Origin of the sequence: Paraburkholderia sp. HD33-4 (genome assembly GCF_021390635.1) — a bacterium.
GTDB lineage: Bacteria > Pseudomonadota > Gammaproteobacteria > Burkholderiales > Burkholderiaceae > Paraburkholderia.
Genome location: NZ_JAJEJS010000003.1, coordinates 1,156,974 through 1,179,759 on the forward strand (window position 1 = coordinate 1,156,974; position 22,786 = coordinate 1,179,759).

The following is a 22,786-nucleotide window of genomic DNA, read 5'->3' on the forward strand; positions in this document are numbered from 1 at the left end:
ACCTCGATGGAATGATGTTTCGCAAGCGCGGTTCAATGACCGGACTCTGAACTTGGGGTTTTCACTAGCAAGCATCGCACGGGATGCGGCGAGGGGTTCGTTCCCGGCGAATGTGGGCGTTACTGCATCAGCAAACGCGGCCTGATCCTTTTGCCTTCAGTCGAGCGCAGCCGGCCCGACATAATGCGCCCTCGGCCGCAATAGACATCCCTGCGTGATCTGCTCGATCGAATGAGCCATCCACCCGACGCTGCGCGCGATGGAAAACAGCGCGAACGCCGCTCCCTCGGGGAGAGCGCAATGCTCGACGAGCGCGGCGAGTGCGATGTCGATAGCGGGCAACTTGCCCGTCAGACGTTCGACACGGTCGATCAGATCGCGCGCCGCGTCGGGCGCCTGGAAGGAGGCCAGCAGGTCCGCCGCGCGCGGATCGCCTTGCGGATACAGCTCGTGACCGAAACCGGGCAACGGCTCGCCAGCCGCGATCAGTGTCCGGACGACTGTTTCGGTTCCCGAGCGCTTCGCATCGTCCATGAACTGAAGAACGCGCACGATGGCATTGCCATGCAGCGGACCGGAGAACGCGGCGAGCCCTGCGACCATGCACGCGCCGAGCGACGCCCCCGTCGATGCGGCCACGCGGGCCGCAAATGACGAGCTCGTCAGCTCCTGATCGGCAAGCAGCACCAGCACGCGCCGCAGTAGATCCGCATGATGCTCAGCGCCCCACGCATTCGCGATCCGCAGATGCAACGGGCCGTCATCCGCCCGCAGCTCGACAAAATTGCTGGCGAGGCGGCCCACCAGCGCGGCGGCCTGATCGACTCTTTGGGCGAGGTCGCGTGCCGCTTGCGCTCGATCGTACGCCGCGTCGCAAGCCAGCGCGGCGTAGATACGCGCGCTGATCGGGCCTTCGAACGGGACCGGCTCGAACGACGGAAAGTGCGGCGGCCCGGTCGTGTTCCAAAGCAGGCGCGCGGCCTCTTCCAGCGTCGAGGATGCCGCCAGTTGCACCGCATCGCGGCCGCGATAGTAGAGCCTGCCGCGCACGATCGTGGAGATGCTCGTGTCGATGATCGGCTCTCCCCACGACATCGTGCTTGCCGCGATGTTTTTGCGCGCTCGCCCGAGGCTGCGCCTCTTCACGAGTGCCGCGATATCCGTCGAGCGATAGAGGTTGCGGTTGGCATTGTCCGGGTCGCCCTGGACCTCGATCCGACCGCGGCTGACATAGGCATAGAGCGTCTGCTTGCGCACGCCCAGGGCGTCGCAGGCTTCTTCCTGCGTCATCCAGTTTTTCACGTTGATTGACTCAATCAAGATTGACGGTCTTACGCGGCATCGGTTTAATCCGGAACACACCCCCCAAAAAAAAGTCCGGCCGACAGGTCGAAAGGCTTTCGCGCCGCGCGCCGTCGCGAACCATTCAGGGGCATGAAAGAGGAGATATCAGTGGCTACAGAGCGCACGACCCAGTATATAGCGGGCACGGCTGCCCGCACGACCCGCACGCGTTACTCGATCCTTGCGATGATCCTGCTGCTCGCGACGGTCGCGTATGCGGACCGCGCCATCCTGTCGATCGCCGGTCCCGGCATATCGAAGGAGTTCGGCCTGAATCACGTGCAACTGGGTTACGTGCTGTCGGCCTTCAGCTGGGCCTATGTCGTAGGCCAGATACCCGGCGGCCTGTTGCTCGATCGCTTCGGCACGAAGACGATGTACGGCGCGACGCTGATTCTGTGGTCGATCGCGACCATGCTGGTCGGGTTCATCGGCAACTTCACGTCGGATCTGTCGATTGCGCTGGGATTGCTGTTCGCACTGCGCTTCGCGCTCGGACTGATCGAGGCGCCGAGCTTTCCCGCCAACGGCCGCGTCGCGGTGATGTGGTTTCCGAGGCAGGAACGGGGCCTCGCCACTTCGCTGTTCGCATCGGCTTCGTATTTCGCCGTCGCGATCTTCTCGCCGTTCGCCGGCTGGCTGACGTCGCGATTCGGCTGGCCCGCTCCGTTCATCGCGCTGGGATTGATCGGTCTCGCGACGGCAGCCGTGTGGGCCTTCGTCATGCATGAGCCGCGCAACCATCCGCGCGTCTCCAGCGGCGAGCTCGATCACATCATCGCGGGCGGTGCGATGGTCGATATCGATTCGAAGCACGAGCTGCAGTCGCGCCCCGCGATCTCGCGCGGCATGGTGCGCATGCTGCTCGCCAATCGCATGTTGTGGTGCTCGTATATCGGGCAGTACTGCACCATCGCGCTCAGTTATTTCTTCATCACCTGGTTTCCGATCTACCTCGTTCAGGCGCGCGGCATGAACGTGATGGAGGCGGGCTTCGCGACGATGGTTCCGGCCGTTGCGGGCTTCGTCGGCGGCATTGCGGGCGGCACGATTTCCGACTGGCTGATCCGTCGCGGCTGGAGCGTGTCGTGGGCCCGCAAAACGCCGTATATCGTCGGCATGGCGCTGGGGTGCAGCCTCGTTCTGTCGGCCGTCACCGAAAGCAATACCGTGATCGTTCTGCTGATGACCCTGGCCTTCTTCGGCAAGGGTGCGGCGGCAGGCGCGGGCACCTGGGCTGTCGTCAGCGACACCGCTCCGCGCGAGGCAGTTGGTCTCGCGGGCGCAATCTTCAATTGCATCGGTAACATCGGCGGCATCGTGACGCCGATCGCCTTTGGCTATATCGTGCAGGCGACGGGCGGCTATACGGTCGGACTGTATTTCGTCGCCGCGCACTGTCTCGTTGCGGCCGTCGTCTATCTGTTCTTCATGGGCAAGATTGAACGCGTGAAGATGAGTTGAATCGTCTTCGTAGCTTCGCTTTGCTCTGCGTCAGTTGCACAACACACCGGGCGCGTCGATGGCGCGTCGAATCATCACTTTCGAATTTGAATCATGACCAAGCCGATCATCCTCAATGCGGCAGAATTGCCCGAGTGGACCCATGCAGAACTGCAAGCGCTTTTCACGGTGCTCGATCTGCCCAAGGATCCCGCCGCCGCACATGCGTTTCTGAATGCGTACGGCGCCAAGGTGCAGGGAATTGCGTTGCGTAAGACGATAGTCGACGCGGCAGTCCTCGATGCGCTTCCCGCTCTGGAAATCATCTCGAGCTATAGCGCGGGACTGGACAACGTGGACATCGGGGCGGTCCGCGCGCGTGGCATCGTGATCGAGAATACCTCGCACATTCTTGCGCAAGACGTTGCAAATGCGGCCGTCGGCCTGGCGCTGGCGCTCACGCGCGACTTCGTGAACGCCGATGCATTCGTTCGCTCAGGTCAATGGCCCGTACAGGGTCAGTATCCGCTTGGGCGCTCGATCTCGCGCATGAAAGTCGGCATCGTCGGGCTCGGCACCATCGGGTCGGCTATCGCAACGCGCCTGCAGGCCTTCGGTTCGACGCTCGCCTATTTCGGCCCCAGCCGCAAGGCCGTCGACATTCCGTACTACGACGACGTGTGCGAACTCGCGCGCGATAGCGACATGCTGATCCTCACGTGTCCGCTGTCGCCCGCGACGCATCATCTCGTCGATGCTGCCGTCATCGACGCGCTGGGTCCCAACGGTTTCGTCGTGAATATCGCGCGCGGCCCGGTGGTCGATGAAAGCGCGCTGATCGCGGCGCTTGCGGCAGACAAGCTCGCGGGCGCCGCGCTCGATGTCTTCGAGCATGAACCTGCCGTTCCCGAGGCGCTCATTCGTGATCGCAGAGTGGTGCTGACGCCTCATATCGGTTCGGGAACCGAGGAAACGCGCCACGCGATGGCGGAACATGTCGTCGATGCGCTTGCGAGGCATTTCGGCATCGGCAGCCCGCGCAATAGGGTGGTCGGCGACACGGAGCATGAGTACGATGCTTTGGCTGCAAAACGCGTCGCCATCAGTCGCAAAGCAGCCCCTCCATCGGAATCGCCGGGGTACGTCCCGCGATCAGGTCGGCCGTGATTCGAGCCGATCCGTGCGACATGGTCCAGCCGATATGACCGTGACCGGTATTCAGATAAAGATTGCGATACTTCTTGCGCCCAAAAATCGGCAAGTTCGTCGGTGTCATCGGCCTGAGCCCGGCCCACATTTCGGCGCGATCGTAGTTGGCGCCAGCCGGGTAGAGTTCCTGCGTCACGCTCTTCATAAACGCAAAATCAGAAGGCTGATGGCTCGTGTCGTAGCCGGCAAACTCGGCCGTTGCGGTGACCCGGATCCGGTCGCCGAAGCGCGAGATAGCGACCAGATTGTGCTCGTCGACCGCTGCAACGGCGGGTGGCAACGGCCGGCCATCGATCGGAATCGTGAGGGAGTACCCCTTGATCGGATAGATCGGGAGATCGATACCGATCTGTCGGGAAAGAATCGGACTATAGGGGCCGAGGGCGAGCACATACGCGTCGCCTTTTAGAAGGCCTCGACTCGTTCTTATGCCCACCACGTCCTGGCCGGCGGTTTCGAAGCCGTCGATGGTGGTGTCCGTCAGAAGCGTGCCGCCACGCGCGACGATCTTTTCCGCAAGGGCGCGCGTGAACTTCGCAGGGTCTCCGGTCTCATCGGTCGGGCAGTATATGGCACCCGCTATCCTGTCTCTTGCCGAAGCCAGCGACGGGTCGAGTGCGACGACCTGATCGCGGCTGAGAACCCGGATCACTTGACCATCGGATTCCAGCAGTTTCATGTGTTCGACTCCCCGGTCCTGCGCTTCCTGAGTCCGATGGAGATACAGAATTCCGTGGTCGTTCCGATCGTATGCAATGTCGTCCTCAGCGACCACCTCGTGCAGCACGCGTTGCGAGTACGCGGCCAGCCGATGCTTGAGCAGGGTATTGCGGCGGGCCTTCTCTGATGTGCATTCCATCAGGAACCGCCACGACCAGCTGTAAAGCCTGGGATCTGCCGAGAACCTGAAGCGCAACGCCTGATCCTTCAGCACCAGCGATTTGAGCAGAATCATCGGCGCTTTGGGCGAGGACCAGACAAAGGAATGCCCGGGCGCGATCATGCCCGCGTTACCCCAACTGGTTTCCGCTGCGACCAAAGGCTGCCGTTCGACGATCACGACCTCGTGACTGTCCTTCTGCAACTGGTACGCGGTCGTCACACCGACTACCCCGCCACCGAGCACGATAACTTTCATGATGTCCTCAGATACGAGGAGGCCGGCGGGCATTCACGGCAGCGCGGTCTCCCGGACGGAGTTCGATCAAGGCGGGCTGCTGCGGCAGTCTCACTTCCATTGCGGCTGATTCAGCACCATGCCGTGCTGTCCCTTGTAGGCAGCCACGGCCGGCGGCGTCCACCCGTCCAGCATGTGTGGCGCGAGTTGCCAGACCTCGATGCCGAGCGGGCGGCATACTTCCAGCGGATCGCGCGCGTCCGGGCCCCACATCGGCACAGACAGATCGCCGCCCGGGCAGGTCGACAGTGCGCACAGCAAATCGATCTCCGCGAAGAATTCGAGGTAGTCGCCTTTCTTGGCCGGACACGCCTTCATGAAGTATTTGTCTTCGAGATTCAGGCCGGTGCACTGGAACACGTTGAGTACGTCGTGGACGTCGTACTCAGTCAATCCATACGGGGCGATGGCGCGCGTCAGGTTGGAGTGGCAGTGGAAATGAAAATCCTCGCCGCTCAGCATGCGGTTCACGTAGGGGTCGCAGCGCGTGCCGAGCAGATCGTGGACACGGCCGCCGTGCTCGTCGACGCCGTAGCTTGCGAGACTGTCATCGGTGATGGTCACCATCGGACGCAGGAATGGCAGCGTCGACCACAGACGGTCGAACGTGCTCACGTGCGCCTGCTGCAACTGGCGCGTGCGCGATGCCCACATGCGCTCGCGGGGGTTGTGCCGGTTCCACATGTTCAGGTCGGCAACCTGCGGGCCTTCGATCGTGACAATGCGAAACACGTGGCCGGCCGGCACCGTCCACGCCTGCCCAGAGCGGATCGGCACGACGATCGATTCGACCAGCGTGCGGGTGTCGTGCTGTGAGGCGATGCGCTGATAGAACACCTTGTCGACGTCGAGCGCCGAGCCTTTGGTGGACTGATAGGCAGCAGGATAATTCAGCATGATGCATTCTCCTTTGAATTCAGGCCTGCGCCGTGCCGCGATCAGGCGGCGTCCTCATCGCTCGAGCGACGCAGCACTTCAACGAGCTTTTCCTAACCGATCTCTGACATATTTACGTCCGTGACGTCGGCCCCGTTTCAGCCAACCTCAATCGCTCAGTTGGTGGCTTATTCCGCCGCGATGGCACTGCCGCCCAGATAGGCAGCGCGGACCCGGCTATCCTGAGCCAGCTCGCGAGCGGACCCCGCGAGCGCAATGTGCCCGCTTTCCAGCACGTAAGCCCGATGAGCGATTCGCAGCGCCTGGCGGGCGTTCTGCTCGACGAGGAGAATCGAGGTGCCTTCGCGGCAGATGTCGGCGATCATGCCGAAGATCGCGCGGACCAGCTTCGGCGCGAGTCCCATCGACGGTTCGTCCAGAACCACGATACGCGGGCGCAGCATCAGGGCGCGGGCAATCGCCAGCATCTGCTGTTCGCCGCCGCTGAGCGTGCCTGCCAGCTGGCTGCGTCGCTCGCCGAGCCGGGGGAAAGTCGCATAGAGCTGATCCCTTCGCTGTTGCAATGCCGCGCTGTCGCGCCGGATCAGATAGCCGCCGAGATGCAGATTTTCCTCCACCGTCAGCGCCCCGAAAATGCGCCGCCCCTCTGGTACATGACCCAGACCCAACGCCACGATCTGGTGTGCGCGCAGTCCCGTCAGGCGCTGGCCATCCATCGCAATGTCGCCCGCGCGCGGCCGGATCAAGCCGGAAATCGCCCGCAGTGTGGTCGTTTTTCCCGCGCCATTGCTGCCGAGCAACGCGACGATCTCGCCCTGTGCGACGTCCAGCGAAATGCCGTGCAGCACTTCGACAGTCCCATAGCTCACACGCAGATCGCGGATTTCTAGGAGTCCCACAGCGATTTCTCCCCGGCGGTATCGTCGCTCGCCTCGTCCTTTTCGGCGGTGCCGAGATAGGCATCGATTACCCGCGGGTCCACCTGGATCGCGGCGGGCTGGCCCTCGGCGATGATGACGCCGTGATCCATCACGATGATCCGGTCCGACACGCCCATCACCAGCATCATGTCGTGCTCGATCAGCAGCACCGTCACGCCATGATCCCGGATCCGCCGGATCAGTTCCATCAGCGCGCGTTTCTCGGTCGGGTTCATGCCCGCAGCCGGCTCATCGAGCAGCAGGAGGCGAGGGCTGCTGGCGAGCGCACGGGCGATCTCCAGCCTGCGTTGGTCGCCGTAGGGCAGATCGGCGGCGCGCTCGCCGGCCCTGCCGGCAAGACCGACGAAGGCGAGCCAGCGCAGGCCCTCGGTGGAATGGTCCGCCGCCTCGGCACGCGCGGACGGTAACGCCAGAAGCTCGGCTGCGAGCGAGGTCCGAAGCCGATGATCCATGCCGGTCAGAACGTTTTCGAAGGCAGTCATGTGGCCGAACAGGCGGATGCCCTGGAAGGTGCGCGCCATGCCTTGATGGACGATGCGATGAGGCGCGCCGCCGGCAAGCCGTTCCCCGCACCAGACGATCTGGCCGCCGGTCGGACGGATCACGCCGGTCAGGCAGTTGAACACGGTCGTCTTGCCGGCGCCGTTCGGACCGATCAGGCTCACGATCTCGCCGCTGCGCACCGCGAAGCTGACACCGCCGAGCGCCAGCACGCCACCGAAGCGGCGCTGCATGTCGCGCACGTCCAGCAGGATCTCATCGGTGACGGCGTGGCTGGGCACCGGGGCCCGATCTGCGTCAGCGCCCTTGCGCGGCGGCGCGACGCGGCGCAACGGCGCTGGCCACAGCCCTTGCGGCCTCAGCAGCATCAGGATCACGAGCCCGATCGCGAAAGCGAAGATGCGCCAGAGGTTGAGAAAACGCAGCAGCTCCGGCAAGCCGGCGACGATGATGGCGCCGAGGATCACCCCGGGAATGCTGCCCCGGCCGCCGAGCACGACGACGATCAGGATCGTGACGGACTGCAGATAGGTGAAGCCGGTCGGATCGATCGTGCCGAAGCGGGCGGCGAACAGGCTGCCGCCCAGCCCGCCGATCAGCGCGCCCATCACATAGGCGAGCAGCTTGACGCGCAGTGTCGGCACGCCGACGGCCTCGGCAGCTGCCTCGTCCTCGCGGATGCTGGTCCACGCGCGGCCCAGCCGCGACTGGCCGAGCCGGATCGCGAACACCAGCACCAGCACGAGGAACGCCATGCCCAGTTCGTAGAGCGCTAGCGGGGAACTGATCTCGAAACCGAACAGACTCGGGCTCGCGATGCCGAAGATGCCGTTCGGGCCGCCGGTGATGTCGAGATTGGTGGCGACGATACGCGTGATTTCGCCGAACCCGAGCGTGACGATCGCCAGATAGTCGCTGCGCAGGCGCAGGGTGGGATAGCCGATGACGATGCCCGATACCCCGGCGAACGCCAGACTGAACGGCAGGGTTTCCCAGAACGAGAAGTGCAGCAGGGTTTCCAGCAACGCCGTCGTGTACGCGCCGATCGCGAAGAAGGCCGCGTAGCCCAGATCGAGCAGTCCGGCATAACCGACCACGATGTTCAGCCCGAGACCCAGGATCGAATACGTGACGATGGTCAGGCCGACATCGACGACATAGTTGCCGGCGACAGCGGGCAGCGCCACGGCGGCGGCCAGCAGCGCACCGCCGACAGGCCTGGCCCAACGCGCGGAAGCCTGACTGGCGCTCATGGACTACATTCTCTCGACAACGCGCTCGCCGAACAGCCCGGTCGGCTTGATCACGAGCACGGCGATCAGCACGCCGAAGACGAACACGTCGGTCCATTGCGACGAGACATAGCCCGCGCCGAAGGCTTCGAGCAGGCCAATCAGGATGCCGCCCGCCATCGCTCCCGGAATGTTGCCGATGCCGCCGAGCACGGCGGCGGTGAACGCGCGCAGGCCTAGCACGAAGCCCATGAAGAAATTGATCTGCGTGTAGTAAAGCCCCTCCATGACCCCCGCCACGGCGGCCAGCACCGAACCGAGCAGAAAGGTGAGCTGGATCAGGCGTTCGACGTCGATGCCCATCAGACGTGCGGCGTCCTGATCGATTGCCAGCGCGCGCATCGCGGTGCCGAGGAAAGTGTGGTGAACGAAGAAATACAGTGCCAGCATCAGGGCCAGGCTTGCCACGATGATGCCGATCTGCGCGAAGGTGATTTGCACGCCGTGGAGTTCGAAGCCCGCCTGGCTCAGCACGTGCGGATAGGTGCGAAAACCTGCGCCGTAGATCAGCAGCACCCCGTTTTGCAGCGCCAGCGAGACGCCCAGCGCCGTGATCAGAATCGACAGCCGCGGCGCGCGCAGCAACGGCTGATACGCGAGCCGCTCGATCAGCAGGCCGAGCGCGCCTGTGACCGTCATGGCGGCCACCAGGGCGATCAGCAGTGCCAGGGCGAGGGGCAGATGCGCGGACGCGAGCACCATCAGACCGGTCCAGCCGATGAACGCGCCGACCATGAACAGATCGCCATGAGCGAAGTTGATCAGCCGGATGATTCCGTAGACCATCGTGTAGCCGAGGGCGACGAGCGCGTAAAACGAGCCGGTCGTCAGCCCTTCGACGACGAACTGGAAGAAGTCGCTCATGACGGCGTGGGGCGCGCAGTAGCGCCTACTTCATGGCCGCCCAATGTCCGCTCGCATCCTGCCTCTGGTAGGGCTCGAAGTTGTCGTTGTGCACGATGATCGTGATGTACACGGCTTTGCTGCGGTCCCCCTTCGGATTGAAAGCAATCGTACCGGTCGCGCCCGGGTAGTTCGAGATCTTGTGCAGAGCAGCCGAGATCGCGGCAGGCTGCGTCGATTTTGCGTCCGCGATGGCTTTCGCCGTGACCCCGACGGCATCGTATTCGTAGACCGAGTAGGGTCCAGGCGCTTGCCCGTAAGCTTTCGTGTAGTCGTCGACGTACGCGTGCGCGCCGCTCAGGAACTGCGCGAGCGGTGCCGTCGTGATGATCATGCCGTCGGCGGCGGGACCGGCCGTCTTCATCAGGGTGGGGTCATTGGTGGCGTCGCCGCCCATCAAGGTCATTTTCAGACCCAGTTGCCGCGCTTCCTTGACCAGCAGGCCAGCTTCGGAGAAGTAGCCTGTGTAGTAGATCACGTCAGGTTTCAGTGAGGAGACCCGCGTGAGCGTCGGAGAGTAGTCCATCTGTCCGGGCGTGATCGAATTGGCGTACACGACATCGACACCGTCCTTCTTCAGGGCTTGCACGGTGTTCTGGGCGAGGCCTTTGGAATAGGTCGTGTTGTCGTCGATCACCGCCACGTGCTTCGCGTGCAGCACGTCTTTCATGAAGCTTGCAGCGAACGGGCCCTGCTGGTCGTCACGGCCGATCGTGCGGAACACGTTGTCGTACCCCATCTCGGTCAGCTGTGGATTCGTCGACGCATCCAGCACGTAGGGAATCCCGGCGCGATGAAAGGTCGTCGATTCCGGCAGCGCGGCGCTGGAGCAATAGCCGCCCGCTACCGCGACGACGCCCGCATCGACGAGTTTCTGTGCCGCCTGCACCGCGGTCTGCGCATCGCAGGCGTCGTCCTCGGGCACCAGTTCGATCTGCTTGCCGAGCACGCCGCCGCTCGCGTTGATTCTGGCGGCGGCGAGCTTCGCGCCATTGACGATATCCGTACCGGCATTGGCACTGCTGCCCGACAGCGGGACGGGCACGCCGATCTTGATGGTGTTGCTCTGGCTCAGCGCCGAACCGGGAGCCATGCCGACAAGCAGCGCCACGGCGGCCGCCAGGCCCGCAATAATCGTTTGCCGCGAGTCCTGCTCTGCACCGGACCAGCCAATCTTCTGAGCAAACATGTTAGCGACTCCTTATTGTGAGAGGGATTGGACGATCCGCCACACGGGTATACCGGCGACATCGGAAAGCGGGCGGAAATGAGGCGATTGCGTGTGATTCATACCCACCAGGTCAACAGCGTGACTGCTGCTTTCACCGGAGCGCTGACACCAAAGCGCTTCTTTCATGATAGGAGCCGGTGTGCGTTGGGACGGTATAGGGTATTTGCGTATAAACGACTACACAAAGGCGTCGGCAATCCTCTACCTTTAGGGAGGCAGTGACGGCAGAGACTCGCGAACCCGAACGCGACATGACAGGACGACTTCGAAATGAGTGAGATTGCACGGCACGACGACGTGTACACGAGGCTCGATTTCACGCTGGACGACGGCATCTGCCGTCGCGCCGCGATCGGGCTCGTGGTGCTCGCCACCGATCATACGATTGAGCATGAGTGGCGCGGCTTGCTGACGCAGGACGGCGTGGCGTTCTACGAAAGCCGTGTGTATAACTCGGCGGACATCACGCCTGAACGGTTAGCTGAAATGGAGGACCGTATTGCACCGGCGGTCGCGCTGATCCGTCCGGCCGAGCGTATCGATGTGGTGGCGTTTGGCTGCACGTCCGCGTCGATGGTGATTGGGGAGGAAAAGGTGTTCGCGCGGATTCGCGAAGCGCGTGCGGATGCCGCGTGCACTACGCCGATCACCGCGGCGCTGGCGGCGCTTCGCGCACTGGGAGTTCAACGTACGGCCCTGCTTACGCCCTATGTGCGTTCGATCAATGATTACATGCGCGACTATATCGAGTCGCGTGGTCACGGCATTACGCGCATGGCGTCGTTCGAACATGCGAACGATAACGAAGTGGCGCGGATCGATGCGGCGTCGTTGAGAAATGGTGTCGAGCGACTTGCGCGCAATCGCGACGTGGACGCGATTTTCGTATCGTGCACGAGCTTGCGCATCGCCGGGTTGATTCCGGAGCTGGAGGCGGCGATTCACAAGCCGGTGATATCGAGCAACTATGCGATGGCGTGGCACGCGTTGCGGCTCGCCGGCGTGGGAGATTGCGAGCCTCATCGTGGGCGGCTCTTTGCACTGTGACGAGAAGGGCCGCGCCAGTTCGCAGTAACGCGTCGGCCGTATCGCGAGAAAACAGTTAGCAATGCCATGCTTATTTCGGCTGATGATCTGGGCATCACAGCGTTCCGTCAACGGGAGGTGCAGGGGCGCGTGGCCCCGACCCGAGTCGGCAACACGGGCGCATTCATCTCCCCGTACGCCGTGGCACGGACTCCGACGCCGTTCGCGGAATCACGCGCCCATCGTCGATGCGGTCGCTTCGAGCGAGATCCGCAAAGAAAACTGGCCATAGGCGAAGCTTGATTTGCGAGTCTCGAAGCGTGCAGAAAACACTTGCCGCCACTCGGTTTGCTGCATTGCAAACATCTGGCAAAACGAATTCTTGTGTTCGCGGCACAACGCATTCCTTGTGCGGGTTTGTACTAGGTAATCCCCTGTACACCAAAGCTGACAAGGCGTTTGCCGATGCCCTTGCGAGACATCAGGCGGTTTCCGCCAACAAACGATTGACATATGTCAACTCGATCTTACAATGGACCGTTGCTGCATTGCACCACCGAATGTGTGTCGTGTCTTATTGTCCGTGAGCGGCTCTCGTGGACATCCGGGCACTCCTTTCATGGAGCCACTGATGAGCAGTTTTACTACGGAGCAACTTGTCGCCTCGCAGAAAGCCGGCGTCGACGCATCGACGCTGAATCAGGCGGTAGTTCGTGTGCTGAAGCGCTTGCATTCTGGGGGATCGAAGTCGATGCATATCCGTCGCTGATCAATTCGACGACCTCGCAATATAAGCAGTACTTCCCATCTCGACATTGTTCGCTCCGTGCTCCTCACTGCGACAAAACCTGAAGCGCGAGCCCGAGCTCCTTGCGACGGCCACTACCATCAATAGACGATATGACATTACTGATTGGCATTCCTCTGGAGACAACCACCGGGGAGCGGCGTGTAGCAACCGTGCCCGAGGTGGTCGAGAAACTGATCAAACTGGGGTTCCCGGTTGCCGTGCAAAGCGGCGCCGGCCTAGGTGCGAACTTTGGCGATGATGATTACCGTGCTGCGGGTGCCGAGGTCGTGGCAACGGCCGCCGAACTCTGGGCCCGCAGCGACATCGTTTTCAAGGTGCGCCCCCCGGGCAGCGAAGAAGTGTCCCTGATGCGCGAGGGCGGCACGCTGATCGGCTTCGTGTGGCCGGCCCAAAACCCTGAATTGATGCAGCAGCTGGCCGCGAAGCACGCCACCGTGCTGGCCATCGATTCTCTGCCACGCACGCTGTCGCGCGCGCAGAAGATGGACGCGCTCACCTCGATGGCCAGCATCAGCGGCTACCGTGCGGTGATCGAGGCCGCCCATGCGTTTGGCCGCTTCCTGAACGGTCAGGTCACCGCTGCCGGCAAGGTCCCTCCGGCCAAGGTCTTCATCGCCGGCGCCGGCGTAGCAGGCCTGGCTGCAATCGGCACCGCGGCCAGTCTCGGCGCGATCGTGCGCGCCAACGACACGCGCGCCGAGGTGGCCGACCAGGTCAAGTCCCTGGGTGGCGAATTCGTCAAGGTGGACTACGAAGAGGAAGGCTCGGGCGGCGGCGGCTACGCCAAGGTCATGAGCGAGGGCTTCCAGCAGGCGCAGCGCGCGATGTACGCGCAGCAGGCGAAGGACGCGGACATCATCATCACGACCGCGCTGATTCCGGGCAAGCCGGCGCCGAAGCTCATCACGGCCGAGATGGTGCAGTCGATGAAGCCGGGCAGCGTGATCGTGGACATGGCCGCGGAGCAGGGCGGCAACTGTGAGCTGACCGTGCCCGGCGAGGCGGTGGTGCGCCACGGCGTGACCATCGTCGGCTACACGGATCTCGCCTCGCGCCTCGCGCGGCAGTCGTCCACGCTGTATGGCAACAACCTGCTGCGCGTGGTCGAGGAACTGTGTAAGACCAAGGACGGCACGATCAACGTCGACTTCGACGACGACGCCATTCGTGGCCTCACGGTCATCAAGGAAGGCAACATTACCTGGCCGCCGCCGCCGATCAAGCAGCCGGCCGTCGCGCCCAAGCCCCAAGCGGCCGCGCCTGCGGTGGCGGCGGCCAAGTCCAAAGGGCATGGCCACGGCAGCGGCGAGCCGATGTCGGCCAGGGCGCTTGCCACCGTTTTCGGCCTCGGCGCACTGGTTTTCCTGCTGGTTGGCCAATTTGCACCGGCCGCGTTCCTGTCGCACTTCACAGTGTTCGTGCTGGCCTGCTTCGTCGGCTACATGGTGGTCTGGAACGTCACGCCGTCACTGCATACGCCGCTGATGAGCGTGACCAACGCAATCTCGTCGATCATCGCGATCGGTGCGCTGGTGCAGGTTGCGCCGCCGCTCGACGGGGCCGCGGTGGGCGACCGGCCGTCCGGGCTGATTCTGGGCCTGGCGGTGGGCGCGTTGGCGCTCACGGCCGTCAACATGTTCGGTGGCTTCGCGGTGACGCGGCGCATGCTGGCGATGTTCCGCAAATAAGGAAACGACAACAATGACTTCCAACCTGACTACCGTTTCCTACATCGGCGCGGCCATCCTGTTCATCCTCAGCCTCGGCGGGCTGGCCAATCCCGAGACCGCGCGCCGCGGCAACCTGCTCGGCATGATCGGCATGGTGATCGCCGTGCTGGCCACCGTGCTCGGTCCGCGCGTGTCGGCTGCGGGCATTCCGTACGTCGTCGCGGCGCTGGTCGTCGGCGGCGCCGTGGGCCTGTTCGCCGCGAAGAAAGTGCAAATGACGCAGATGCCCGAACTGGTCGCGCTGATGCACAGCCTGGTCGGCCTGTCGGCGTGTCTCGTCGGCTTCGCCAGCTACATCGATACGTCGGTGCAGTTCACCGGCGCGGAAAAGGCCATCCACGAAGTTGAAATCTACGTCGGCATCCTGATCGGCGCGGTGACGTTCTCGGGTTCGATCATCGCCTTCTGCAAGCTCTCCGGCAAGATCGGCGGCAAGCCGCTGCTGCTGCCGGCCCGGCACTGGCTGAACCTGGCCGCGCTGCTGATCGTGATTTACTACGGTCGCGCGTTCCTGCATGCAGAAAGCATTCAGGACGGCATGACGCCGCTCATCGTGATGACGGTGATCGCGCTGCTGTTCGGCGTGCACATGGTGATGGCGATCGGCGGTGCCGACATGCCCGTGGTCGTGTCGATGCTCAACAGCTACTCGGGCTGGGCGGCGGCGGCCACCGGCTTCATGCTCAGCAACGATCTGCTGATCGTGATCGGTGCGCTGGTGGGCTCGTCGGGCGCGATTCTGTCCTACATCATGTGCCGTGCGATGAACCGCAATTTCGTCAGCGTGATTGCCGGCGGCTTCGGTACCGGTAGCGGCGCGTCCGCGCCCGCAGGCGGCGGCGCGCAACCGGCCGGCGAGGTGGTCGCGGTGAGCTCCGCAGAAACCGCCGAGCTGCTGCGCGACGCGAAGAGCGTGATCATCGTGCCGGGCTATGGCATGGCCGTGGCGCAGGCCCAGCACACGGTCTTCGAACTCACGAGTCTGCTGCGCGAAAAGGGCGTCGACGTGCGCTTCGCGATCCACCCGGTCGCCGGCCGGATGCCGGGCCACATGAACGTGCTGCTGGCCGAAGCGAAGGTGCCCTACAACATCGTGATGGAGATGGATGAGATCAACGCGGACTTCCCCGAGGCGGACGTCTCGATGGTCATCGGCGCCAACGACATCGTGAACCCGGCGGCGCAGGAGGACCCGGGGAGCCCGATCGCCGGTATGCCGGTGCTGGAGGTCTGGAAGGCCAAAACCTCGATCGTGATGAAACGCAGCATGGCCTCGGGCTATGCCGGCGTAGACAACCCGCTCTTCTATAAGGACAACAATCGCATGCTGTTCGGCGATGCGAAGTCGATGTTGAGCGAGATTTTCGGCGCGCTGAAGGCCTGAACGCGGCGATGCGGGACTCGCCGAAGTACAACGAAGCGAGTCGGAGAAGGTCATGGCGCTCAGTCGGGCGCCACCTTGCAACGGACAATCAGATCAACGGCAGAGGCTGTGGCACCGGGCTTCAGCTGGACGAAGGCCTTTGGAAAGTCTTCGGCCCAGAACGCGCCGCCATTCGGGTGCGAACTGAATCATGAGGAATTTGGCCCCGCGAAGCGGGGCTTTTTGTGCATCCGGCCTTCGCGTCTGAAAGCGAGATCCAAACATCAGAGACGGTTGTACATCGCGTTCGAGTCGGCGGTCCGAACGGCTGAGCGTCGCGCGACGGACGAACCGCTCGCAACACGCCTCTTAACCGCGCGCTGCGCCGATTTGCTCAGCCACCTTGGGTTCAGCAGCCAGGACGTCGTGCAGATCGGAGCCGCGAGTCGGGCTGCTGCCCGCCGGTGATCGGCTGGTTCGATAGTGCGAACACGACAGCGGACTCAGCAAGAGCAGCGGCAACCCGCGATACCGGTGACGCTTACTTCTCGTTCGCGGCTTTTTGCGGAGTGCTAGCTGCCCCCGATGCGCCAATCGGCGGCAGAGCATCGTTGCTCGATGACAGGGGCTGTGGCTCGGCTGGCGCCGCAGCCATAGTCGTAGCCGTAGCGGTAGCCATAGAGGCAGCCGGACGCGCCGCAGCAGCCGGGGGCGTGGCAACGGCAGGGTCCGGTTGGACCGCGTCCGCTTTAAGGTAATGTTCAACGAGCGCGAAGTAACGCTGATAGAAGACCCCGGCTGGAATCGTCTCACTCGCGACCTTAACCATCGAGTCATCACTCGAACCGATCGGAAGCGACAAGGATCCGAACACGCTCAGGCCGACGCTCGCCGAAGTATTGCTCTTTTTCAGCGCGTAGCGATCCTGCACTGCATTCACATACGCGGTGCTGTGGGTGCTCTTCGGATCGTCAGCGGTGCAGACGACGTGGACTTCTATCACCGCATGCGAGTCGTTGTTGGGCTGGAAATTCTTCGATCCGTCGACCGAATCCGACCTCGATGAACTGGCGATATACCCTTGGCTCAGCAACGCGCGGCGGGCGGCTTCGCAGGTGGAATCCGCCGTTGCCTCGAACCGTTGCATATAGGGGCTGTCGGCCGAGTCGAACTGCTCCTGCTGGTAAAGCGGTTTCGGCGTCGAGCACGCAGACAGGGCGCCCGCAAGTGCAAGAACGACAGCCGCGGGGAGAAGACGGGACTGGGTATGCATGATGAACGAATGGACCAGCGCGAGAGAGATAGGGTCGGATAAAAAGTCAGGACACCGATTCTCTCGCATAGCATGAGGGACACATCATGCCACCGGTCAGAAAGTGAATAGGCCGCGCCATTATAGTTTTCTTTCCCTACAGGAACCTTCGACCTCGTTACGGACCGTACCGAGGTAACCCGATCCGTGACGTCCGCGCACAAAAATGTTCATCGGACTGAGCAGGATCTTAGGAGGCGAACTCTCAGTTCAAGCGGCCTGCGAACTACTGCAGTGCAATCTGGCCACCGGCAGTTTGATCCGCAAAATCGCTGGTCGAATGCTGCGGAAGTTGCAGATACAGCGTGTGTCCTAAGAGATACGGCATACCCAGAACCAGTACCGGTGAGTCGAATATCGCGTCGCCCGATCTGGCCTGATTGGCGCCCTGTAGGTTGAACGTCACCGGCATGGTGTCATCGTCAGGCACGCCAACCTGGATCGTTTCGTTGGCAGTGCCGTTGATGTTCAGACTCGACGAAACGATGTTGGCTGGTGCACCGGTGTCGAACATCACCGAAGCGTGGACTCCGTTGATCGAAGCCACTAGCATTTGCTGCGAATAGCCGGGGATGAATTTCACACCCGTCACCGGATTGTTAGTCTCGGTACCCAGACCAAACGTCAGCGTGCCCGAAGTATTGGCATTCTGGAACGAGAGGATATAGCCGTTGTTGTCGTGAGCAAAACGGACGACAGGATTAGCCGCTTTGAGAGAATTGGTCAGGTCCTGGTCCCGCACGCAGGAATTGCCGGTGCACACCGACAGCGTATCGCCATCAGACAGCTCGTTCCCGATACCCATAATGCCGTTGTACAGTGTTGGAAGTACGCCGTAGGTATTGCACGTCGCCGATCCGCCGGCATAAGCGTTGTTGATGATATGCACCGGCACGCTGGCAGCAGTTTCGCCAGAGATCTTGACATCGGCCGTAACCATTGGACCCCACCCAGATCCGACAACGTATGTCACGCAGTCCGCGAGCGCGAAGCCGTTGTAGCTTTCCTGGGGAAGATTCAGCGAGGAAGGCAGAGCGGACTGCCACAGACGTAGACCCACAGACCCTGTATCGATTACGACATTGTCGATGTTCGCACAGTTGCTAGTGCCCGGTTGACACACGGTAACCGTCATCGTCGGCGTGTTGTGCGAGCCGAACGTCATGTTGACAACGTTTGCCGCCAGCTGGGACGATTGCTGCTGCGGTGAAGCATCGCGGGTGCTTCCGCCGTCACTACCCCCGCCACCGCACGCTGAGAGCCCGACCATCGCGCTGATAGCGATAAATTTCCCCAATGCAGTCACTGTCATGTTTTCCTCGAAATAGTTGATTGGCCTTCCATCCGACCATCGAGGTAGAGTGTTTTTGTTTGGTCTCTTGATTCACGGCGATTCGTTCCTTGCCACATCGGGTCTAAACTCGGGACCTCCGGACCCAAGCTCGCGGTGCGTTCGTTCTCTCGGACCATTGAAACGCAACGCACCCAGTGTTCGCGTTCCGTGTTGCCAATATGCGCGCGCGGCTGGACGGGAATCTGTGCGCTGGCGAGCGCTTCCCAGTGGAAGCGGCAGACCGGCACTTGATCAGTCGCGCTGCCGCCGCACATGTCGAGAATCGGCAACAGGTTGACGAAGACGTTGTGCAGCTCGAGGTAAATCGCCAGCGTCACCGTGACGTAGCTTCATACGTCTTGAAGCCACACCTTCGCAAACCCGCATAACACCCACGAGCAAACCATCACACATCCGCATCCGCCGTTGATGCTCTATCCAAGGAGACGGGCGGCAGTTCGGACGACCTCCTCGACGAACACCTTGATCGCAGGGTGGTTCCGCTCGCCTCGCCGAAACGCGACATAGATCTTTCTGCGCACTTCCGGCTTCAGCCTGACCCAGGCGACACCGGCTGGCGGCCGCACCAGCCTGAGACCGGGGACAATCGACACGGAACAACCCGACGCCACCATCGCGCCGACCATTTCAAAGCCGCGACACCTGGCGTTGATCTGCGGTTCGAATCCGGCGCGCCGGCACAGGTTGGTGATGAAGTCGCCAAACACGCTCGACGTCGAATCGATCGCCCAGGCTTCATTCCTCAGCTCTGCCACGCTCAGCGACGGCTTCCCGGCCAGCGGATGAGCCGTCGAGAGCGCCACCGACAGCACATCTTCGGCGAGCGGTACAACACCGACGCTTTCCTGCTTATTGCCGACGACGATCGACAGGTCGTCGATCAGGGCAATGTCCGCTCGCCAGGAACGCAGCGCCGCAAGTCCATCAACCGGCTCCAGCTCTTCCAGGATGATGTCGAGGCGCGGGAAGACCTGCCGCAATGCCTTGACCGTGTCCGGCAGCACCGCCGAGGCGACCGACGGAAACGCGGCGACACGCAGTTCGCCCGCGATTTCGCGGCGCAGCACGGCCAGTTCAGAACGCGCTTCGTCGAGTACGACCATCACCCGTTCCGCGTAGCCCACCAGCGCCTGCCCCGCGGCAGTGAGCCGGACACCGCGTCCGACCCGCTCCGTCAGCTTGACGCCTGCCTCCTCCTCGAGCTGGGCGATCTGCTGCGAGACGGCCGATGGCGTCAGGAACATCGCCTCTGCGGCAGCGGCAATCGTGCCACACCTCGACAGTTCGAGCAGCGCCCGCAGGCGACCCACTTCCATGGTGTTGACCCTCCGTTCGACAGCGATTGATTCGACAGAATAGCTAATGTATTACGCAAGAAAAGATAAGTATACGTCGATGTTTTCACGCCCTACGATGGGTTCCATTGCAGAGCACGTGAGCACTAAAGCGCGGCGACGATACACGCGCACGCTCGCGCTGCTGCCGCAAGGACCGGTCAGTCGAACCGCCGCCCACACAGACCCATCGATAAGGAAGTCACCATGCTGGAAGCTCGCCCCTGGGTTCCGCGCGATCCCGAGAACTACATTCAAGCGCTGGTGAAACGCTTTGCTTCCCAGAATCCCGAGCAGAACGAAAGGGATCTGCTTGCATTCGTCGAGGAGAATCGTGTGATCCACGAGCGCGACTGCTTCAACCTCAATCCGGCGACGAATGCCATCAACCCGAAAGCGGAAGCGTTGCTGGCGGCTGGCGTTGGTTCGCGCCCGTCGCTTGGGTATCCGGGCGACAAGTACGAAATGGGTCTGGAGGGTGTCGAAAAGATCGAAGTGCTTGCGGCCGAACTCGTGGCCCAGGTATTTGGCGCGCGCTTTGCGGAGATCCGCGTTGCGTCTGGTGCGCTGGCGAATCTCTACACCTACGTTGCGGCGGCGAAACCGGGCGATACGGTGTTCGTGCCGCCCGCCACGGTTGGCGGGCATTTCAGTCACCACGCCAACGGGGCTGCCGGCATGTACGGCGTCAAGCCGTACCTGATGGCATTCGACGCGAAGCGTTATACGGTCGATCTCAATGCACTGCGCGAGGACGCGCTGAGGCTGCGACCCAAGGTCATCACGCTGGGTCAGAGCCTCAACCTTTTTCCTCATCCGGTCGAGGAGGTGCGCGCGATTGCGGATGAGGTCGGGGCGGTGCTGCTCTACGATGCGGCGCACCTGTGCGGTCTGATCGCGGGTCACGCGTGGCAGCAGCCGCTCACGCAGGGGGCGCATGTCATGACCATGAGCACGTACAAGAGCCTGGCGGGCGCGGCCGGTGGATTGATCGTGACCAACGACGCGGAGATGGCGCGCAAGCTCGACGCTATCGCCTATCCTGGCATGACAGCCAATTTCGACGCGGGCAAGTCGGCGTCGATCGCGATGACCATGCTCGACTGGCAGGCGTTGGGTCGTCCGTATGCTGCCGGGATGGTGAAGGCGGCCAAGGCCCTCGCGACCGCGCTCATGGAAGAAGGTTTGCCCGTGTTTGCCCGTGACCGCGGCATGACGACGTCGCACCAGTTCGCGATCGAGGCGCACGAGTTTGGCGGAGGCCAGACGATGGCGAAGCTTCTGAGGCGAGCCAACGTTCTCGCGTGTGGCATCGGTCTGCCGCTGCCGGAAGTTGACGGTGACGTCAACGGGCTGCGCATGGGCACGCCGGAACTCGTTCGCTGGGGAATGGTTGCCGACGACATGCCGCGGCTCGCCGGCTTCATCGCCGATGTCCTGCTACGCCGCAAGTCACCTGAAGAGGTGGCGCCCGCTGTGAGCGAGTATCGGCGGCAGTTCTCGCAACTGCACTATCTGCGCTGAAACGGGGACGTGTAATGGCATTCGTTCCGGCATCCGCGTCACACCCGTGATTCCGATGCCGATAAGTATGTTGCGAGACATCAATCGAAGCTTGGAGGAACGGTAATGAAACTCTTGAAATCGGTCATCGTTGTTGGCGGCGCGGTCGCCGCGCTCGCGTCGGGAGTCGCCCACGCACAGGAAGACACCGTGAAACTGGGCTTTGCCGGTCCGCTGACCGGCCAGAATGCAAACCTGGGCAAGGACGTCGAACGAGGCGCGCGCATGGCGGTCGATGATCTGAATGCGAATCCGCCCGTTATCGGAGGCAGGAAGGTCAAGATCGACCTGCAGGTCGAAGATGACGCCGGAGACCCCCGGCAGGCCACGCAGGTTGCGCAGCGTCTTGTCGACGGCGGCGTGAAGGGCGTCGTGGGTCACTTCAATTCGGGGGCGACGATCCCCGCGTCAAAGATCTACTTCGACAACCACATTCCAGAAATCTCCCAGTCGTCCACCAACCCCAAGTACACGCAGCAAGGCTTCGATACCGCATTCCGTCTGGTCGCCAACGACGGTCAGTTGGGCGCGGTGCTCGGCAAATATGCTGTCCAGAAATGGAACGCGAAGACGGTCGCGGTGATCGATGACCGTACCGCATATGGAGAGGGTATCGCGGACGAATTCCTGAAGTCCGCTCAGGCGTCCGGTGCGAAGCTCGTCTCCCGTCAGTACACAACTGACAAGGCCACGGACTTCCGCGGTGTCCTGACGGCGGTCAAGGGAGAAAACCCGGACGTGGTGTTCTATGGCGGGATGGACGCGCAAGGCGGCCCGATGATCAAGCAGATGCAGCAGCTCGGCATGCAGTCGAAGTTCATGGGCGGTGACGGCATCTGTACCGGTGAATTGCCGAGCCTGGCGGGCGCCGCGTTGCAGGGGCGGCAGGTCATCTGTGCAGAGGCGGGCGGGATCACGCCGGAATACTCCGCAGGCATGGAAGACTTCAAGAAACGGTTCAAGGCGAAATACGGTCAGGACGTCGTCATCTATGCACCGTACGCGTATGACGCAGTCATGATCCTCGTGGACGCGATGAAGCGGGCGGGTTCGTCCGATCCGGCAAAGTATCTGCCCTATCTGAAGAAGACGGATTACAAGGGCGTCATTGGCGAGACCCGTTTTGATTCCAGGGGCGACCTGCAGAACGCGACACTCACGCTCTATACGTTCAACGACGGCAAACGCGAAAGTCTCGGCGTACAACACTGAGCCGTTACTGCCGCATCGCATGCCATGCTGTGCCGCCCGACGCCGTATACTCGATCATTGGGACCTCAGTTCGCCATTCAGAGCTCATTCCGGAAATTGGACTCATGGCGCTGTCCCTGCTCGATGAACGATCTGGATGCCAT

General features: G+C 62.5%; 18 protein-coding genes and 1 pseudogene. 8 read left to right on the plus strand and 11 right to left on the minus strand.

Annotated elements, in window-relative coordinates; all coding sequences use genetic code 11:
• Nucleotides 1–156: 156 nt before the first annotated feature.
• On the minus strand, nucleotides 157–1,302 hold the full coding sequence (locus L0U84_RS39795; RefSeq protein WP_233859141.1) for a citrate synthase family protein: 1,146 nt from the start codon (nucleotides 1,300–1,302) through the stop codon (nucleotides 157–159).
• 150 nt (nucleotides 1,303–1,452) lie between these two features.
• On the opposite strand from L0U84_RS39795, the gene L0U84_RS39800 reads away from it, so the two are divergent.
• A complete protein-coding gene (locus L0U84_RS39800; protein WP_233859143.1) occupies nucleotides 1,453–2,808 on the plus strand; it encodes an MFS transporter in 1,356 nt (451 codons plus the stop codon).
• A 93-nt stretch (nucleotides 2,809–2,901) separates the two neighbouring features.
• Nucleotides 2,902–3,954: a 2-hydroxyacid dehydrogenase gene (locus L0U84_RS39805; protein WP_233859144.1), complete on the plus strand. Its 1,053-nt coding sequence runs from the start codon at nucleotides 2,902–2,904 to the stop codon at nucleotides 3,952–3,954.
• On the opposite strand, the gene L0U84_RS39810 is transcribed toward L0U84_RS39805, so the two are convergent.
• From L0U84_RS39810 to L0U84_RS39835, 6 genes are all read right to left on the minus strand, one after another.
• Nucleotides 3,890–5,134: a D-amino acid dehydrogenase gene (locus L0U84_RS39810; protein WP_233859876.1), complete on the minus strand. Its 1,245-nt coding sequence runs from the start codon at nucleotides 5,132–5,134 to the stop codon at nucleotides 3,890–3,892. The genes L0U84_RS39805 and L0U84_RS39810 overlap by 65 nt on opposite strands.
• A 90-nt stretch (nucleotides 5,135–5,224) precedes the next feature.
• Nucleotides 5,225–6,070, minus strand: a complete 846-nt coding sequence (locus tag L0U84_RS39815) for an urea carboxylase-associated family protein (RefSeq protein WP_233859146.1) — start codon at nucleotides 6,068–6,070, stop codon at nucleotides 5,225–5,227.
• 167 nt (nucleotides 6,071–6,237) lie between these two features.
• On the minus strand, nucleotides 6,238–6,969 hold the full coding sequence (locus L0U84_RS39820; RefSeq protein WP_233859148.1) for an ABC transporter ATP-binding protein: 732 nt from the start codon (nucleotides 6,967–6,969) through the stop codon (nucleotides 6,238–6,240).
• Entirely contained in the window at nucleotides 6,957–8,765 is a 1,809-nt protein-coding gene (locus L0U84_RS39825) for a branched-chain amino acid ABC transporter ATP-binding protein/permease (protein WP_233859149.1), read from the minus strand. Before L0U84_RS39825 ends, L0U84_RS39820 begins: the two co-directional genes overlap by 13 nt.
• Before the next feature lie 3 nt (nucleotides 8,766–8,768).
• Nucleotides 8,769–9,668, minus strand: coding sequence for a branched-chain amino acid ABC transporter permease (locus L0U84_RS39830; RefSeq protein WP_233859150.1), 900 nt, complete (start codon nucleotides 9,666–9,668; stop codon nucleotides 8,769–8,771).
• Between the two features lie 25 nt (nucleotides 9,669–9,693).
• Nucleotides 9,694–10,896, minus strand: coding sequence for a branched-chain amino acid ABC transporter substrate-binding protein (locus tag L0U84_RS39835; protein WP_233859151.1), 1,203 nt, complete (start codon nucleotides 10,894–10,896; stop codon nucleotides 9,694–9,696).
• Nucleotides 10,897–11,208: 312 nt separating this feature from the next.
• Between L0U84_RS39835 and L0U84_RS39840 the strand changes: the two genes are divergently transcribed.
• The 4 genes from L0U84_RS39840 (at nucleotide 11,209) to pntB (ending at nucleotide 15,889) form a co-directional block, all read left to right on the plus strand.
• Nucleotides 11,209–11,985: a maleate cis-trans isomerase family protein gene (locus tag L0U84_RS39840; protein WP_233859156.1), complete on the plus strand. Its 777-nt coding sequence runs from the start codon at nucleotides 11,209–11,211 to the stop codon at nucleotides 11,983–11,985.
• Between the two features lie 610 nt (nucleotides 11,986–12,595).
• Nucleotides 12,596–12,733, plus strand: coding sequence for a hypothetical protein (locus L0U84_RS39845; RefSeq protein ID WP_233859158.1), 138 nt, complete (start codon nucleotides 12,596–12,598; stop codon nucleotides 12,731–12,733).
• 131 nt (nucleotides 12,734–12,864) lie between these two features.
• Nucleotides 12,865–14,463: a Re/Si-specific NAD(P)(+) transhydrogenase subunit alpha gene (locus L0U84_RS39850; RefSeq protein WP_233859160.1), complete on the plus strand. Its 1,599-nt coding sequence runs from the start codon at nucleotides 12,865–12,867 to the stop codon at nucleotides 14,461–14,463.
• Between the two features lie 13 nt (nucleotides 14,464–14,476).
• Nucleotides 14,477–15,889 carry a Re/Si-specific NAD(P)(+) transhydrogenase subunit beta gene (gene pntB / locus L0U84_RS39855; protein WP_233859163.1) on the plus strand — a complete coding sequence of 471 codons (1,413 nt, stop codon included), beginning with the start codon at nucleotides 14,477–14,479 and terminating at the stop codon, nucleotides 15,887–15,889.
• Nucleotides 15,890–16,421: 532 nt separating this feature from the next.
• Here the strand turns inward: pntB and L0U84_RS39860 are convergent.
• The 4 genes and pseudogenes from L0U84_RS39860 to L0U84_RS39875 form a co-directional block, all read right to left on the minus strand.
• A pseudogene (locus tag L0U84_RS39860) lies at nucleotides 16,422–17,141 on the minus strand (DUF2242 domain-containing protein); the annotation flags it as partial.
• A 265-nt stretch (nucleotides 17,142–17,406) separates the two neighbouring features.
• A complete protein-coding gene (locus L0U84_RS39865) occupies nucleotides 17,407–18,492 on the minus strand; it encodes a DUF3443 family protein (RefSeq protein WP_233859164.1) in 1,086 nt (361 codons plus the stop codon).
• The gene (locus L0U84_RS39870) at nucleotides 18,489–18,851 is read right to left on the minus strand and encodes a hypothetical protein (RefSeq protein WP_233859166.1); all 363 of its coding nucleotides are present in this window, start codon (nucleotides 18,849–18,851) and stop codon (nucleotides 18,489–18,491) included. The genes L0U84_RS39865 and L0U84_RS39870 overlap by 4 nt, the downstream gene beginning before the upstream one ends.
• A gap of 96 nt (nucleotides 18,852–18,947) precedes the next feature.
• Nucleotides 18,948–19,850: a LysR family transcriptional regulator gene (locus L0U84_RS39875; RefSeq protein ID WP_233859168.1), complete on the minus strand. Its 903-nt coding sequence runs from the start codon at nucleotides 19,848–19,850 to the stop codon at nucleotides 18,948–18,950.
• Between the two features lie 225 nt (nucleotides 19,851–20,075).
• Here L0U84_RS39875 and glyA point away from each other — a divergent pair, with 225 nt between their 5' ends.
• Together glyA and L0U84_RS39885 are read left to right on the plus strand one after the other, a co-directional pair.
• Nucleotides 20,076–21,392, plus strand: coding sequence for a serine hydroxymethyltransferase (glyA, locus tag L0U84_RS39880; RefSeq protein WP_233859170.1), 1,317 nt, complete (start codon nucleotides 20,076–20,078; stop codon nucleotides 21,390–21,392).
• Nucleotides 21,393–21,497: 105 nt separating this feature from the next.
• Nucleotides 21,498–22,643: a branched-chain amino acid ABC transporter substrate-binding protein gene (locus L0U84_RS39885; RefSeq protein WP_233859172.1), complete on the plus strand. Its 1,146-nt coding sequence runs from the start codon at nucleotides 21,498–21,500 to the stop codon at nucleotides 22,641–22,643.
• The last annotated feature ends 143 nt before the right edge of the window (nucleotides 22,644–22,786 follow it).